Below are 15,734 nucleotides of genomic sequence, written 5' to 3'. Positions count from 1 at the left end.
CCTCAACTACTTTTCGGGCAGGCGAGTAGGTTCCCAGCGGTTGAGCAGATAGTGCAGACAAATCATCACCGATAGCGTGCCGATCAGCGCTACGCTCATGGACGAAAAGCGATACAGCGCGCTGTAGACCAAGTCCTGCTGTGGCCCCAACGACTGGCCGAACAGAATGCCCATGGTGGTGAGCCCGCCAAACCCGATGCCGGAGCCGCCGCCTTCCAAGATATGCTCCCGCGCGAACAGCATCAAACCCAGCCAATAAAGCAGAATCACCAGCAGAAAGTGGTGGCTTTGGGTGTAGAGCGCCAGCTGCATCACCAGCGCGAGATTACAGCCCAAGAGCGTGCCCACCGCGCGCTTGGCCGCCGAGACCTGGGCGCCAAAGTAGCCCAGCGTAAACAGAATCAAGATGGTGGCCATCTGCGCCGAGAGCGACCCGCGCAGATCGCACACCTGAAACACCACGAACGAAAGCGTGGCGGTGATGCCGCCAATCAGGGTTTCATGGCGGATTTGCGCCGTCGATTTACTGCCCCTGGGCGGCGGTTGGCGGGGTTCCCTATCGGGGAACAGGGTGTACATCAGCATGGCGATGAACACCGCCAGTACGCTGGCCATCAAATTGCTGGCCAATAGATCGCTCAAATCGACTCCAGGGTAACTAGCAAAGTGCAGCAGTATGCTGAGCGTCAACACGCCGTTGGCCCCAAACAGAAACAGCGGGCCTTTGGCCATCAGGTTGAAACGCAGCAGAAACAGCCCCAGCACCACCAGCGTCATCACCACGGGCATGTGTTTTAACAGCCCGACCACCAGGCTCACCTCCAGCACGTTGAGGCTCACGTTAGAGAGGAACTGGCGAATGATCGAGCCATTCAACACCGGCACCAAACCCAGCAAGAACATCGGAAAGACGGTAAAGAAGACGCCGTAATTCCAGCCCATCAATTGGCTAATGATGAACCCCAAGGTGCCGCCGCCCGCGACCCGCAGGCACTGGCGCAGTCCATTTTGGCTAAGTCCGTTCTGGCTAAATCCATTCTGACTGAGCGCCGAGGAAGCGGGCACTGAGCGCGTAGCGGATGTGCCCGTACGCGCACTTGATTGAGTAGGCGATTTAGTAGACATAATGAAGCCAGCTCACGAGCCGGGCCTGCAGCCAGGCAAACGGCTTGGCCAGCGCGTGCTCGCCGGGCACTAACTGCACCGTGGCCCGCGCGCCGCTGGGCGGAAGCTCGTCCAAAGGCTCGTCCAGCGCGATGTGAATACGCACCCGCTGGGCATCGCGCACCCAGCGGTCGGAGGTCGGAATGTCCACCAGCTGCCCGTCGGCCGCCTGCTGCCCTTCCCGCACACCGGCATCGAACGCGCTCACGTGGCCTGCCAACAGGCGTCCCGGCAGCGCATCGAACACCACCGTTGCTTCGTCGCCTTCCTTCACGTGGCGCAAGCTTTTCTCGCGAAAATCGGCCACGACGTCGACACGGCTGGCCACCAGCGCCACGGCGGGCTGGCCGGCCTGCACGTAATCCCCCGGCTGTAGCTGCAGGTTGGTGACTTCGCCCGCCTCCCGCGCTCTTACCGTGGCGCGGTCCACGTTTACCTCGGCTTGGGCGAGCGCATTGTCGGCCTGGCGCAGCCGCAGGTTGGCGTCGCCCTCTTCACCTAGCTGCACTTCTAGGCTATCGATTTGCGCGCGGGCAGACGCCACGGCAGCTTGGGCCGTATGCTCGGCGGCCACTTGCTGCTCGTACTGCTGGCGGGAGATGCCCTGCCGCCCTAACAGCGCCTCGGCGCGGTGGCGCTCACCGCTACGCTCTTCGAACGTGGCTTGAGCTGATGCCAGCGAGGCTCGCGCCGCCGCCAATTCGGCGGTTAGCCGAGCGTTCTCCTGCTCGGCCTGCTCGCGGTTCAACGCTGCCTGCTGTAGGGCAAGTTCGAACGGCGCCGGGTCTAGCCGAAACAGCACGTCGCCCGCGTCCACCCGCTGATGGTCCCGCACCACCACGTCTTTCACCGGCGCGCTGAGCTCCGGCGCAATCCGCGTCACGGGCCGCATCGCGCGTGCTTCCGGGGTCATGGGCATAAAGCTATCGGCGAGTAAGAAATAGACGAACAGCACTACAAACGCCGCCAGGGCTATTTTCACCCAGCGGGTAAATCGTTGATCAGGGGTCATGGGTATTACTCGTTCACTGGCCCCCAAGCGGTCACGTGCACTCGGGGTAGCGTTAGACGGAATACCTTAGTCTAACAAATTTATTAGCACGCTAACAATAAGCCCGACTGATCAATAAAAAGCCGCTCTGGCTTGAGCGGCTTGTCATTACTGGGAAGTTTCAAAAGGCTAGCGCCAGGAAGGCCCTCCCATCACATCCGGTAGCCACAGGGCAATGGCTGGGAACATCAGGACCAATGCCAGCACCACCAGTTGGGCAATAATAAAAGGCACCACACCTTTGTACATGTGTTTGAGCGTCACTTCTGGTGGCGTGATTGCTCTCAAGTAGAAAATTGCCGGTGCCAATGGTGGTGTCAGGTAGCTGGTTTGAAGCACGACCAGGAACGCAATGCAGAACCAGATTTCATCGAAACCGAGCATCCTCACGATGGGCATGGCAACCGGGATGATAATGAGCACCACCGAGATCAGATCAAGCACAAACCCGGCAATAAAGGCAATCAGTAGAATCAGCCCCAAAATCATCCACGGGCTAAGCCCCGTGTCCATTAGCAGTGCTTGCACAGTCGCCATGCCACCTGAGGCAAAAAAGACGCCCGCAAACATACTGCCCCCCATTACGATCAGGAGAATCATCGCGGAGATGTTCACGGTCTTGATCGCCGAGGTCCAAAGCACCGACAGGGACAGATTACGGTAGGCGGCCGCCAAAATAATCGCGCCAAGCGCCCCACAGGCAGCCGCTTCCGTGGGCGTTGCCATACCCAGCAAAATGGTCCCCAGCACGGTGAAAATCAGCAGCATGGTAGGGACTAACGCAATCAAGGTGATGCGCAGTTTGTCGCCAAAAGGAATATCCGGCTCCTGCTCCTGAATGCGCGGCGCCATCTCTGGCTTGAGATAGGCGACACCGACGATGTAGATCAAGAACATCGCGGCCATCAAAAAGCCAGGAATCAATAAACCGCTGAACAGTGACCCTACCGACACACCCGCCACGGGCCCTAGCACCACGACCGTAATGGAGGGCGGTATGGCCGTGCCTAATGAACCACTGGCACAAATAGTGCCCGACATCAGGCTCTTGCTGTACTGGTGCTTCAACATCACCGGGATTGCGAGCATACCGATGACGGCCTCGGTGGCCCCCACTACCCCGCTAGAGGCGGCAAACAGAGTGCCGAGGATGATCGCGCCAATGCCCAGCCCACCCGGCAAGCGGCGTGTCCACATGTGGATGGCTTCGAACAGGCGCTCGGCAATGCCGGAACGCTCCAGCATGGCGCCCATAAAGATAAATAGCGGCACCGCGGCCAGAATGGAATTGGAAGCGGTATCTTCTATTTTGGTCAGCAGCTGGTAAGCCGCCACGTCACCAAACTGGATGATGCCAAAGCCGGTGGCCACCAAAATCATCGAAAACGCAATCGGAAACCCTGCGATGATGAAGGCCATCAACGCCGGGAACATCAATAACGCGAGATAGCTACTCATTTGGCTGGCTCCTCGACGTCAGTCATCCCCATGAGCACTCTGACCGATTTGAGCAGCTCGGCCACCACCTGCAGTGCCAATAGGGCAAAGCCTAAAAACCACACGGTAAAGATTGGCCAAACCACCGGATTCCACGCCGAGCGGCCCGAGCGCTCGTTGGTATCGAAAGCGGACCAAGCGTATTTGGATAGCTCCCAGACCAGCCACACGAGTACTGGCAGGAAAAGCACATAGCCCACCGCCCGGATCAGTGCGTTCGCCCGCGGTTTCAACTGCAGCGTCACGATATCGACGCTCACGTGCTGGCCCACCCGCAGGGCATTGGCCATGCCCAACATGAACATGGCGCCCATGACCATGTAGCTGACCTCGAATGCCCATAGGGTCGGTCGACCCGCCACATAACGGCTGAACACCTCGACGATCAGTGCCCCTATCAATGGGAAGACCAGTATCGCTCCCAACCAACCAGCAACGCGTGTCAGCGCCTCTATGGATCGGATTAGTTTCATGGGAATTCTCAACGTATAGGAAAAACAAATAAAAGAGAGGCCTGTAGAGGCCTCTCTGTTGGTTGACGCTGTTGCCTCTTAGCGTGCCATGACGCCGATGGGCAGACGATACTCCGACCAGCTGCTCATATCGTTCTTGAACGTGCGCTGAGATTCGAGCACCCGCGCAAACCATTCGTTTTCAGCGGCGTATTCGTCTTCCCATTTCGCAGTCTCTTCGTAGATAGCGTCAATGAAGGATTGATCCAGCTCGACGATTTCGTTGGGCCCCTCCACCAGCGCTTGATACGCATCGAGATCGGCAAACGAACTGGCAAGCCAGGTATCGAACACGGACAGTTTGCCCGCGAGACGCAGCATGTTTTGCTCACGCTCGGATAGTTCTTCCCACGTGTCGCTGTTCACTTGGCACTCGAGGAAACCGCCTGATTGATGGACGCCCGGCGTAATGACGTACTGAGCGACTTCCTGAAAACCCGTCGGGCGGTTCATTTCTGGGCTGCCCCATTCGGCAGCATCAATCACGCCGCGCTCCAAAGCGCTGTAGATATCGCTGCCCGCCATGACCACCGTTGAGGCTCCCAGGCGCGAGGCGATTTCGGCCCAAGCGCCTGACGTGCGCAAGCGCAGCCCCTGGAAATCTTCGAGCGTTCTAACGGGCTTGTTGGAGTGAAGGAAAATCTCGGTGCCCAAGATGGCACAAGGAAACGCGACCACATCAAAGACGTCACGGCGATACTCTTCATAGAGATCTGCACCGCCACCTTCATACATCCACAGCATGAACTCTTCGGGAGTCAGGCCGCTAGAGTGGCCCGCCAGCAATGCCGTGGTGGGGTCTGTTCCGTAGTCGTAGTTGATATAGTTATGGCTCACTTGTGCAACGCCAGACATCACCGTATTGGTGACGCGCAGCGCACTACCGAGGGTGCCGCCTGGATAGACTTCGATGGCGATCTTGCCATCGGTCAGCTCGGCAACGCGGTCTGCAAACATTTGCGCATCGCGCTCGAGCCAGGGGCCGCCGCTCCAAGGCGTGGCCATTCGCCAGTTCATTTCCGCTGCAGAGACTGTGGCCGAGACACCGATACTGAGACCAACGGCAAGTGCGATTTTATTTAGGTTGCGCATGGGGGTTTCCTCATAAATGGAGCGTTATAAGTTTGTTCGCTGGCCATTCGTTATGTTTATCGTTTTTTTGAAGGTACCACCTTCGCGCTTGCAGCATTTGGCCCAAACTGAGGGAAATTATGCTGATCCTCAGAATTGGCCCACTCACAACCAAAAACCCCGCTGCCGAGTCTGTGCTCGGTCAGCGGGGTCGTATTCCCTTGATGAATAAGCGCTAAACGCTTGCCGTGTTAGAAGCGGTAGCGAAGGCCTACGCTCGCCGCATCGAAATCGTAGGTGGATTCGTCCAGGTAGCGCATGTAGTCGGCACCAATCGAGACGTTGTTGGCAATGTCCATCTCGGCACCCGCGCCGTAAGAGAGACCACTTTCGCGATTATCGCTGATCTCGACCTCGGAGAAACCCGCTAAACCGTAAAGACGGAAGTTGGGCGCTACCGGGAGGATACCTTTGGCATACGCACCCGCCAGATGGTCTAGATCGGCGCCGCGATCCGAACCGCCGGTGCCTAGGTGGCCCTCGAGGGCGAAGTAATCGTTGAATTGGGCACCACCGCGCAGGCGTAGGCCGACATCGTCACGGGAGTCGCCACGGTCAGGGTTAAGGCTCCAAAACATGGCATCGCCACCCACGTATCCTTGTGGGTATTGGAAAGATTCTTGGGCTTGGGCGGATGCCGCAAACGCACCTGCACCTAACAGAAGCGCTGCAGAGGTCAGTGATAGTACGGTCATCTTCATGGGGATCACCTCAGTTAAAAAACAGTGTTTCCTTACGCTTTCGAAGTGTGGCCTAGGCCCATGAAGAACGCAATTCACCTACTGACGCTTGCATCGAGTTTCCTTTTTTCTTGCGCTGTTGATGACGTTTTCTAGCGCCCTTTGGAAAGGCTCAGTACGACGATGCCCCCAACCACCACCGCGCCGCCCACGAGTTGGCTAGGGCTGAGCATTTGGCCCAGTACCAGATAGGCTATCAACAGCGACGCCACCGGCTCGAAGTTCATCACCGGCGCGTTGCGGGCCATATCTAGCCGGGGCACGAAAATGAACAGAATCGAGAAGCCACTGCCGTACAGCAGCGCCAGCAACGTTAACCCCACCCAGCCAGTACTGTTATCCGGTAGGCTCATACCGCCCGGTACGGCCCCGAGAAACCCTCCAATGATCATGGCGATGAACACGGTTTGCATGGTCAGCAGACTGCGCAGCGTGCTGCCTACCCCAGACAGGCGATGCTCGGTGACCCACAGCGCGCAGGCAAACGCAAAGGCCGCTAGTAGTCCAAAACCAATGCCTGCCAGCCACTCAGGTCCCATGGCATCGGCGTTAGCCACCCAGCTGGGAATGTCCAGCACCACCAGAAGGCCGATCAAAATGGTGCCCATGATCAGACAGCTACGTAAAGAAGGCCTAGGCCCGCCCAGCGCCCAGCTAATCAGCGCCAGTTGAATGGGGAAGGTATTCACCAACAGCAAAGCAATCACCACCGGAAGACGCGCGACGGCCGAGTAAAGGCTAACGCTTTGCAGCGTAATGAGTAGCCCCACCGCCAGCTGCCAGGGCCACGTTCCGGCAGGCAGCCAAAGGCGCTTTTTCTGCAGAATCACCAGCGAGAGTAGAATCAAGCAAGCCACACCCGAGCGCATCAACACCGCCAAGAGCAGCCCCGTGCCGTTATCGAAGGCCAGACGGGCTGAAACGTGGTTCGCGGCGAACATCGTCGCCACGGTCATCATTAACAGAATGGCCAGATGGCGGGGTAACAGCTTAGGGCTAGAAATCGAGGACATAAGAACAAAACGGCTCACGATGGGTTATATAAGGAACAGGATGCCGACATTTTACATAGAAGGCTAACTAAATTCTTCGCTGATTTTCCGCGTCGCAGCATGTTAAACTAAAGTCTATTCCCTTACTTCCTCATTACGTTACAAAGGTGGTTATGAACGCACCGGTGCTGGTCATTAACTGTGGCTCTTCTTCTATTAAATACGCTTTGATCGATGCGGACCCGCAGGCACCACGCTTGGCCGGGCTAGCGGAGCGCTTAGGCAGCAGCGACGCCCGCTTGAAAGGTAAAGACAGCGCCGGTGAAAGCTTTACCCAACCGCTGCCGAATGCTGACCACGCCGACGCCTTGAACGCCATTCTTCAGCGTTTGGAAGGTCGCGTACCGGGGGCCGTGGGCCACCGCATCGTTCATGGTGGCGAGCACTTCACCCAAGCAGCGCTGATCGATGACAGTGTGATCGAGGCCATCGAGACCACCGCTGCCTTGGCACCGCTGCATAACCCCGCCAACCTGGCGGGCATTGCCGCGACTCGTAAGGTGTTTCCGGACCTGCCTCAGGTGGCCGTGTTCGATACGGCGTTCCACCAGACGCTGCCGCCCCGCGCCTATCGCTATGCACTGCCGGAAGCGCTGTATACCGAGCACGGCATTCGCCGCTACGGTTTCCACGGTACCAGCCACGCCTTCGTTAGCCAGCGTGCCGGTGAGCTCAGCGGCCGTGGCGCGGGCGGCTGGCTGACCGCCCACCTGGGCAACGGCTGCTCTACCGCTGCGGTGTGGAACCACCAAAGCCTGGATACCAGCATGGGCCTTACGCCGCTGGAAGGCCTGGTGATGGGCACCCGCAGCGGCGACGTGGACCCCGGCCTGCACGCTCACCTGCACCGCCAGTTGGGCTGGTCACTGGACGAGATCGACGACGTGCTGAACAAGCAAAGTGGCCTGCTGGGGCTTTCCGGCTTGACCAACGACATGCGCGAAGTCGAAGAGCAAGCGGTGGCTGGCCACCCCGCTGCCAAACTCGCACTGGACGTCTTCTGTTACCGCATTGCCAAATCGCTGGCGGCGCTGTCTTGTGCATTACCTAAGTTAGACGGCGTGATCTTCACTGGCGGCATTGGCGAGAACTCGCCTATCGTACGTCGTGAAGTGCTGGCGCTGCTGCCCCACTTTGGTTTCAGCTTGGATGAAGCGAGCAACGAAGTCACCATTCGTGGCAAAGAGAGCAAGCTGGATAGCGCTGGCCACCAAGGCCCGGAAGTGTGGGTGATCCCTACCGATGAAGAGGGCCGCATTGCCATGGAAACCCGCCACTGCGTGGAGACCGCTGAATGAATAGCTCCCCCGAGCAACCGCAAGCGATTCTACTCGTACCTACCAGCATGGGCGCGGGGCTCACCTCCGCGTGCCTTGGCCTGATTCAGGCGCTCGACACCATCGGCCTGAAAGCCGGTTTTTTAAAGCCATTCATGCAGAACGAGCTGAATGGTCCAGGCTTGGACCGCTCGACGGCGCTCGTATCACGCACATTGAATCAGCGCCCGCCGTCGCCCATCTCTCAGACGCGCCTGGAGCGTCTCCTGCGCGACGACCAAACCGATGAGCTGATGGAAAACGTCATCGAGCTCTACGAACAAGTCGTGCAGCAAGCCTACCGAGATGGCAGCGCGCTAGACCTGGTCGTGGTGGAAGGCGTGGTACCGACCCAGCACACCACCTACGCCACTCAAACCAATGCGCAGCTTGCGCATGCGCTGAACGCGCGGATCATTCTGGTGGGCTCTGGGGATCTCAACGAGCCCCAGGCGCTGGCAGAAGAGCTGGATATGCACGCCCGCAGCTTTGGTGGCGTCAGCTCTAGCCGCACCTTGGGCGGCATCTTGATGCGCATGAAGAACCTGCCCTACGGTCAGGAGGATGATCTTTCCGCTGCACCGGGCACCATCAAGCCGCAGCTAGAAGAGCCAGTCCTGAACGAACTGCGCCGCTACTCGCCAGCGCTGGCCACCGATAGCTTTCATCTGATTGGCGTCGTGCCCTACAGCAAAACCCTAAGCGCTCCGCGCACGCTAGACGTGGCCCGGGCGCTGAACGCAAAAATGCTCAACGAAGGCGACGCCGCTAGTCGTCGCGTCCTCTCTACCAGCCTGTGTGCTAGAAGTGCGGCCAATGCGCTGCATATCTTCACGCCGGGTAGTCTGGTGGTCGCCTCCGGGGACCGTGATGACGTGGTGCTGGCCTCGGCGCTGGCCACCATGAACGGTACGCAGCTGGCGGGCGTACTGCTTACCAACGGCTTCTTGCCCAACGAGGGCATGATCGAGATGTGCCGCCCGGCGCTGAAAACCGGCTTACCGGTGCTGGCAGTCGACACCGATAGCCTGACAACGGCGCAGGACCTGAGCCAGCTCAACACCGAAATCCCCATGGATGATTTCGAGCGCGCCGAGCAAGTGGCACGCTACGTGGCTGCCCATATGGATTTAGAGTGGCTGAAAGCCAAACTGAGCCGTGGCTATACGCGCCGCCTGTCGCCTTCGGCGTTCCGACACCAGCTGGTGAAGCTAGCCCTACAGGCCAAAAAACGTATCGTGCTACCGGAGGGCGACGAGCCGCGCACCATCGAAGCGGCGATCATCTGCCAGCGCCGTGGCATCGCCGACTGCGTGCTGCTGGGCAAACGCGACGATATCGAAAACGTCGCCCACCACCGCGGCCTCACGCTGCCCGATGCGCTGACCATCATCGACCCGGAAAGCACCCGCGCCCGCTACATCGGCCCCATGGTGGAACGTCGACGCGGCAAACTGAACGAGCTAACCGCCGAAGCACAGCTTCAAGATACGGTAGTGCTGGGCACCATGATGCTGCAGCTGGATGAGGTCGATGGGCTGGTGTCAGGGGCGGTGCACACCACCGCCAACACTGTTCGCCCGGCGTTTCAACTGATCAAAACGGCGCCTGAGTACAACCAGGTCTCTTCGATCTTCTTTATGCTGCTGCCGGAACAGGTGGTGGTGTACGGCGACTGCGCGGTGAACCCAGACCCGGATGCCGAAACGCTTGCCGAAATTGCCCTGCAAAGCGCCCGCTCTGCTGAAGCGTTTGGCATCGAGCCCCGCGTGGCAATGATCAGCTACTCCACTGGCGATTCCGGCACCGGTGCGGATGTGGATAAAGTGCGCGAAGCGACCCGCATCGCCAAGGAGCGCGCACCGCATCTCGCCATCGACGGCCCGCTGCAGTACGACGCCGCCGCTATCGAGAGCGTGGGCAAGCAGAAAGCCCCCGACTCCCCCGTGGCGGGCAAGGCCACCGTGTTCGTGTTCCCCGATCTCAACACCGGCAACACGACCTACAAAGCCGTTCAACGTAGCGCCCGCGTCGTCAGCGTGGGCCCGATGCTGCAGGGTTTGAACAAGCCAGTGAACGACCTGTCGCGCGGCGCACTGGTGGATGACATCGTCTACACCATCGCCCTCACCGCCATTCAGGCCAGTCAGCGGGAAAGCTAAGCACTCACCGGTCTATACGCGCTAAAAGCAACGCCCCGAACGGTCAACTGTTCGGGGCGTTTTGGTTTTGCGTCAGGTTTAATTGTTCGGAGGTATCACGCCCACATGGGTACCATCGCCTCCAGCACCATCACTAAGCTCATGGCGGTGATAGTCAAAATCGACACGCCGAATACTTTCTTCGCCCAGCGCACGTCGTCTTCTAATCGATAGCCACACAGCGCCAAGTAGAGCCAGTAGCCCCCCATGGTGAGCGCCACGCACAGGTAGCCTGCGCCCGCTTGGCTCGCCAGTACCAGCGCCAGTGACGCGGGAATGAAGGCCACGATATAGCCCAGAATATGGTGTTTGGCACGTTTGATACCGTGAACCACCGGCAGCACGGGTATCGACGCACGGCGATAATCGGCGTAACGGAAAATCGCGATGGCGTAGGAGTGCGGCATTTGCCACAGGCAGAAAATCACCAACAGCATGAGCGCGCCGCTGTCGAACTGCCCCGTGACCGCGCAGTAGCCCACTACCGGCGGCATGGCGCCAGAGAGACTGCCCACCAGCGTGCCGTACTCGGAGTGGCGCTTCATGTAGAGGCTATACACCCCCACGTAGACGCCCCAGCCGATTACCGCTAGCGCGACCGTCAACCCGTTGGTGCCCAGCGCCAAGCAGACAACACCGGCCACCCCCAACAGCGCTGAAATACCCAGCGCCTGAGTGATCGAGATGCGCCCTTTGGCCAGCGGGCGATGGCGCGTACGCGCCATCAGTGCATCGATATCCCGGTCAATCACGTTGTTGCAGGCGCAGCCCGAGGCGATGACCAGGGCAATGCCCATCATTACCGAGGCAAAGGTGATCCAATCGAAAGTGCCGTGGGCGGCCAAAAAGTAGCCGCCCAAGGTCGCAATCAAGTTGCCACCAATGATCCCCGGCTTGGTGAGCGCCAGCACGTCGCGCCAGCGGCTCGGCGCCACGTTCAGCCGATCATCATGTTGAGATGCAGATGCTGCATGATCCATAACGAGCCCCCTACCACCAGGACGAGTATCGTCAGTGTGAAAACGAAGGACATCACGTTCCAGCCTTCGTCGGCTTTGGTATTCATATGCATAAACATGACCAGCTGGACCAAAATCTGCAGCACGGCTGTTATAGCGATGACCACCACCGTCGTGGCGGTGCTCAACGCACCGCTCATAACGACCGCGAACGGAATCACGGTTAGCACTAAAGATAGCAGAAGCCCCGTCACATACGATTTAACGCTGCCGTGAGAAGACGTTGAAGATGATGAATGACTCATGTCACAGCACTCCCATCAGATAAACGAACGAGAAGACGCAGATCCACACGATGTCCAGGAAGTGCCAGAACAGGCTCAGGCACAGAATCCGCGGACGTGTCATCGGGGTGATGCCCTTGGTTGAAAGCTGCACCAGCATCACTAGAATCCACACCAAACCAACGGTCACGTGGAGGCCGTGGGTGCCGACCAGGGTAAAGAACGACGAGAGAAACGCGCTCTGATCAGGGCCGTAGCCCTGATGAATCAAGTGCTGAAACTCGTACACTTCCATACCGACGAACGCGGCACCGAGCAAGAAGGTGATCGCCAGCCACGCTTTTACTTGGCCGACGCGCTCGGCATTCATCGCCAGTACGCCCATGCCAAAGGTGAAGCTACTGAACAGCAGCAGGAAGGTCTCCACCAGCACGAAGGGCAGTTCGAAGATATCTGCTGCCGTGGGTCCGGCGGCCGTGCCTTTCATCAGCACGGCGTAGGTAGCGAACAGTGACCCGAAGATCACCAGGTCACTCATCAAGTAGACCCAGAAGCCAAATACTTTCGTGCCGGTCGCGTCGTGGTGCTCATGGGGTTCGGACGCGGCGCCATGATGTAGGGTATCGGTGGCCATTACGCGCGTGCCTCCACATAGTTGGTCTGTTCACGGTCAGACGCTGCGCTGCTCGGCGCAGACGTTTTGCGCTTTTCGTGCGCGCGCTCGATGCGCGCCACTTCGGCAGCGGGCACGTAGTAGTCGATATCTTCGTTGAATACACGGGCCAAGAAGCTGGCGACGGCACCCAACGCACCGACGGCGGCCAGCCACCAGATATGCCATACCAGTGCAAAACCTAGAATCAGCGCAAAGAAGCTAATTACCGGACCCGCCACGGTATTACGCGGCATGTGAATATCGGTGTAGGGCGCTTCGTCCAACTGCTCGTTGCTACGCTGCTTTTGCGACCAGAAGCTGTCGATGTCGCCGACTTCCGGCAGGCGCGCGAAGTTGTAGAACGGTGCAGGCGACGAGGTGGACCACTCCAGCGTGCGGCCATCCCAGGGGTCGCCGGTCAGATCTGCATTCAGCTTGCGGTCGCGGATACTGACCCAGAACTGAATGATGGTGCAGGCAATTCCCATCATGATGATCACGGCACCTACCCAGGCCAGAATCATCCAGGGTTGCCACTCAGGATTGGCGTAGGACTGCATACGGCGCACGGCACCGAAGAAACTCAAGACATAGAGCGGCATGAACGCGACGTAAAAGCCAATGAACCAGCACCAGAACGAGCGCTTGCCCCACTTCTCGCTCAGCGTGAAGCCGAACGCTTTCGGGAACCAGTAGGTCAGGCCCGCCATCATGCCGAACACCACGCCGCCAATGATCACGTTGTGGAAGTGGGCAATCACGAACAGGCTGTTGTGCAACACGAAGTTGGCTGCCGGTAACGCCAGCATGACGCCGGTCATACCCCCTAGGGTAAAGGTGATGATGAAGCCCAGAGTCCACAGCACTGGCGAGGTCAGCTCTAGGCTGCCGCGGAAAATAGTGAACAGCCAGTTGAACACCTTCACCCCGGTGGGGATGGCAATGATCATCGTCATGATGCCGAAGAAGGCATTGACGTTGGCACCGGCCCCCATGGTGAAGAAGTGGTGCAACCAGACGATGAACGACAGCAGCGTAATGGCCACCGTGGCCCACACCATGGTTTTGTAACCAAACAGGCGCTTGCGAGCGAAGGTGGCGATCACTTCAGAGAACACGCCAAAGGCCGGCAGAATCAGAATGTAGACTTCGGGGTGACCCCAGGCCCAAATGAGGTTGACGTACATCATCATGTTGCCGCCAAAATCATTGGTGAAGAAGTGCATACCGAAGTAGCGATCGAGCGTCAGCAGCGCGATGGTCGCGGTCAGAATCGGGAACGAGGCAATGATGAGGACGTTGGCGCACAGCGACGTCCAGGTAAAAATTGGCATGCGGAACATCGTCATGCCTTTGGTGCGCATTTTCAGAATGGTGACGAAGAAGTTGATGCCGGTGAGCGTGGTGCCTATCCCGGATATTTGCAGTGCCCATATCCAGTAATCGACCCCCACCCCGGGGCTAAACTCTATCCCCGATAACGGCGCGTAAGCGAGCCAGCCGGTTTTGGCGAACTCCCCTACCACGAGGGAAATATTGACCAAAATCGCCGACACGGCGAATAGCCAGAAACTCAGGTTATTCAAAAACGGGAAAGCGACGTCGCGGGCGCCGATTTGCAGGGGCACCACCAGGTTCATCAGACCGATGACCATGGGCATCGCCACGAAGAAGATCATGATCACGCCGTGGGCGGTAAAGATCTGATCGTAGTGTTCAGGAGGGAGATAACCTGCGGCCCCACCGGCCGCCATGGCCAGTTGTGTCCGCATCATGATCGCATCGGCAAAGCCGCGAAGCAGCATCACCAAGGCCACCACGAAGTACATGATGCCAAGCTTTTTGTGGTCAACGGAGGTAAACCACTCGTTCCACAGCCAGCCCCATTTTCGGTAGTACGTCAGTGCGCCTAGTAGCGCGGCACCTCCAATCGCCATAAAGGCGGCAACGACCATAATGATCGGTTCGTGGTATGGAATGGCTTCTAACGTGAGTTTTCCAAACATGCTTAACCCCCCGCTTCAACGCTTGTGGGATGGCCGCCCAGGGCGTGGTCATCACCGGCATGCTGATTGGTAACATGGCCGATCGCGGCCTGCTGTTGCGACGCGCTGGCGCTCTCTAGCTCGCTGGATTCGCCGTGACTGTCGTGAGCATCACTGATGGCGTCACCGTGGCTCGAATGACCGCCGTGACCGCTGCCGTCACCGCTGTGGAAGCTGCTCACGATCGACTCATACAGATCGGGCGTGATCGCCGAGAAGTACTCCACCGGGTGATACTCGGTCGGCTGGGCCAATGCCTCGTACCCGTTCGGGAAGGTCAGTGTTTCGTCGGCAGAACGCACCTTTTCCACCCAGGCATCGAACTCATCGGCGGAGGTGACGTGGGCATCGAAGGTCATGCCAGAAAAGCCAGCGCCGCTGTAGTTAGTGGAACGACCGGGATAGACGCCCTCTTCGTCGGCAATCAGGTGAACGTCGTTATCCATGCCCGCCATGGCGTAGATCTGGCTGCCCAGACGTGGAATGAAGAAGGCGTTCATCACCGAGCCAGAGCTCACCCGGAAGCGCACCGGCGTATCCACTGGGAACGCCAACTCGTTGACACTGGCAATCCCCTGTTCGGGATAGATGAACAGCCATTTCCAATCCAACGCGACGGCTTGAATCTCCATGGGTTCCACGCTGCCTTCGATCGGCTTGTGGGGGTCCAGGCTGTGAGAGGTTTTCCAGGTAAGAAAGGCGAGAACGGCAATGATCAAGCAGGGAACGGTCCAAACCGCCGCCTCGATGGCATTGGAGTGCGCCCAATCCGGCAGATACTTGGCAACGCGGTTGCTGCGGCGGTAACGCCAGCCGAACAAAAGCGTCATCACGATGACCGGAATGACCACGATCAGCATCAACCCAAAGGAGGTCAGAATCAGCGAGCGCTGCTCGACGCCAATCTGCCCCTTCGGATCCAGCAATGCAGAACTGCAGCCCGTTAACAGCAAGCACAATACGACGAGCACAAACGTGCCTCGCCTGCGCCAGTGGGTAGGTAGTTGCATGGTGTGATCTCATCAGAGAGTTGTCTAAAACAGCCTGCTGTTTGGCTGGCTAACTAGCCAGCTATATAGCAAGCTAACTATCACCCCATACTTTTCCCAGAACAGTGAGAGCGTAAG

At 58.6% G+C, this 15,734-nt stretch carries 14 protein-coding genes; 2 read left to right on the top strand and 12 right to left on the bottom strand.

The features are described 5' to 3' along the window. Nucleotides 1–6: 6 nt before the first annotated feature. The 7 genes from GYM47_RS04580 to GYM47_RS04550 form a co-directional block, all read right to left on the bottom strand. Nucleotides 7–1,065 (bottom strand): DUF2955 domain-containing protein, encoded by a 1,059-nt coding sequence (locus GYM47_RS04580; protein WP_231125515.1) that lies wholly within the window; start codon nt 1,063–1,065, stop codon nt 7–9. A gap of 49 nt (nt 1,066–1,114) precedes the next feature. Next, nucleotides 1,115–2,176, bottom strand: coding sequence for an HlyD family secretion protein (locus GYM47_RS04575; RefSeq protein ID WP_153842253.1), 1,062 nt, complete (start codon nt 2,174–2,176; stop codon nt 1,115–1,117). Between the two features lie 168 nt (nt 2,177–2,344). Further along, entirely contained in the window at nt 2,345–3,673 is a 1,329-nt protein-coding gene (locus GYM47_RS04570; protein ID WP_153842252.1) for a TRAP transporter large permease, read from the bottom strand. Continuing rightward, nucleotides 3,670–4,185: a TRAP transporter small permease subunit gene (locus GYM47_RS04565; protein ID WP_139525289.1), complete on the bottom strand. Its 516-nt coding sequence runs from the start codon at nt 4,183–4,185 to the stop codon at nt 3,670–3,672. Before GYM47_RS04565 ends, GYM47_RS04570 begins: the two co-directional genes overlap by 4 nt. A gap of 78 nt (nt 4,186–4,263) precedes the next feature. Beyond that, entirely contained in the window at nt 4,264–5,316 is a 1,053-nt protein-coding gene (locus GYM47_RS04560) for a type 2 periplasmic-binding domain-containing protein (RefSeq protein WP_153842251.1), read from the bottom strand. A gap of 230 nt (nt 5,317–5,546) precedes the next feature. Next, on the bottom strand, nt 5,547–6,056 hold the full coding sequence (locus GYM47_RS04555) for a porin family protein (RefSeq protein ID WP_153842250.1): 510 nt from the start codon (nt 6,054–6,056) through the stop codon (nt 5,547–5,549). 131 nt (nt 6,057–6,187) lie between these two features. Then, nucleotides 6,188–7,108 carry an EamA family transporter gene (locus GYM47_RS04550; protein ID WP_153842249.1) on the bottom strand — a complete coding sequence of 307 codons (921 nt, stop codon included), beginning with the start codon at nt 7,106–7,108 and terminating at the stop codon, nt 6,188–6,190. A gap of 152 nt (nt 7,109–7,260) precedes the next feature. Between GYM47_RS04550 and GYM47_RS04545 the strand changes: the two genes are divergently transcribed. Next, on the top strand, nt 7,261–8,445 hold the full coding sequence (locus GYM47_RS04545; RefSeq protein ID WP_153842248.1) for an acetate/propionate family kinase: 1,185 nt from the start codon (nt 7,261–7,263) through the stop codon (nt 8,443–8,445). Beyond that, the gene (gene pta, locus GYM47_RS04540; RefSeq protein WP_153842247.1) at nt 8,442–10,625 is read left to right on the top strand and encodes a phosphate acetyltransferase; all 2,184 of its coding nucleotides are present in this window, start codon (nt 8,442–8,444) and stop codon (nt 10,623–10,625) included. The genes GYM47_RS04545 and pta overlap by 4 nt, the downstream gene beginning before the upstream one ends. Before the next feature lie 95 nt (nt 10,626–10,720). On the opposite strand, the gene cyoE is transcribed toward pta, so the two are convergent. Genes cyoE through cyoA form a run of 5 tightly spaced genes read right to left on the bottom strand, consistent with a single transcriptional unit; the run spans nt 10,721 to nt 15,617 of the window. Next, entirely contained in the window at nt 10,721–11,644 is a 924-nt protein-coding gene (cyoE, locus tag GYM47_RS04535) for a heme o synthase (RefSeq protein ID WP_153842246.1), read from the bottom strand. Next, a complete protein-coding gene (gene cyoD, locus GYM47_RS04530; RefSeq protein ID WP_044629017.1) occupies nt 11,602–11,928 on the bottom strand; it encodes a cytochrome o ubiquinol oxidase subunit IV in 327 nt (108 codons plus the stop codon). The genes cyoE and cyoD overlap by 43 nt, the downstream gene beginning before the upstream one ends. Before the next feature lies 1 nt (nt 11,929). Further along, nucleotides 11,930–12,541, bottom strand: a complete 612-nt coding sequence (gene cyoC, locus GYM47_RS04525; protein ID WP_044629016.1) for a cytochrome o ubiquinol oxidase subunit III — start codon at nt 12,539–12,541, stop codon at nt 11,930–11,932. Further along, entirely contained in the window at nt 12,541–14,568 is a 2,028-nt protein-coding gene (gene cyoB / locus GYM47_RS04520) for a cytochrome o ubiquinol oxidase subunit I (RefSeq protein ID WP_153842245.1), read from the bottom strand. Before cyoB ends, cyoC begins: the two co-directional genes overlap by 1 nt. A 2-nt stretch (nt 14,569–14,570) precedes the next feature. Beyond that, nucleotides 14,571–15,617: a ubiquinol oxidase subunit II gene (gene cyoA, locus GYM47_RS04515; protein WP_153842244.1), complete on the bottom strand. Its 1,047-nt coding sequence runs from the start codon at nt 15,615–15,617 to the stop codon at nt 14,571–14,573. Between the last annotated feature and the right edge of the window lie 117 nt (nt 15,618–15,734).

Source organism: Vreelandella piezotolerans, assembly GCF_012427705.1.
Classification (GTDB): domain Bacteria; phylum Pseudomonadota; class Gammaproteobacteria; order Pseudomonadales; family Halomonadaceae; genus Vreelandella; species Vreelandella piezotolerans.
Note: the sequence above shows the minus strand (reverse complement) of the source record. Positions and strands in the feature narration are given on the sequence as shown.

Coding starts and splice junctions, on each gene's coding strand:
- GYM47_RS04575 (WP_153842253.1), bottom strand. CDS start 2,176: ATGACCCCTGATCAACGATTTACCCGCTGGGTGAAAATAGCCCTGGCG.
- GYM47_RS04570 (WP_153842252.1), bottom strand. CDS start 3,673: ATGAGTAGCTATCTCGCGTTATTGATGTTCCCGGCGTTGATGGCCTTC.
- GYM47_RS04565 (WP_139525289.1), bottom strand. CDS start 4,185: ATGAAACTAATCCGATCCATAGAGGCGCTGACACGCGTTGCTGGTTGG.
- GYM47_RS04560 (WP_153842251.1), bottom strand. CDS start 5,316: ATGCGCAACCTAAATAAAATCGCACTTGCCGTTGGTCTCAGTATCGGT.
- GYM47_RS04555 (WP_153842250.1), bottom strand. CDS start 6,056: ATGAAGATGACCGTACTATCACTGACCTCTGCAGCGCTTCTGTTAGGT.
- GYM47_RS04550 (WP_153842249.1), bottom strand. CDS start 7,108: ATGTCCTCGATTTCTAGCCCTAAGCTGTTACCCCGCCATCTGGCCATT.
- GYM47_RS04545 (WP_153842248.1), top strand. CDS start 7,261: ATGAACGCACCGGTGCTGGTCATTAACTGTGGCTCTTCTTCTATTAAA.
- pta (WP_153842247.1), top strand. CDS start 8,442: ATGAATAGCTCCCCCGAGCAACCGCAAGCGATTCTACTCGTACCTACC.
- cyoE (WP_153842246.1), bottom strand. CDS start 11,644: ATGGATCATGCAGCATCTGCATCTCAACATGATGATCGGCTGAACGTG.
- cyoD (WP_044629017.1), bottom strand. CDS start 11,928: ATGAGTCATTCATCATCTTCAACGTCTTCTCACGGCAGCGTTAAATCG.
- cyoC (WP_044629016.1), bottom strand. CDS start 12,541: ATGGCCACCGATACCCTACATCATGGCGCCGCGTCCGAACCCCATGAG.
- cyoB (WP_153842245.1), bottom strand. CDS start 14,568: ATGTTTGGAAAACTCACGTTAGAAGCCATTCCATACCACGAACCGATC.
- cyoA (WP_153842244.1), bottom strand. CDS start 15,617: ATGCAACTACCTACCCACTGGCGCAGGCGAGGCACGTTTGTGCTCGTC.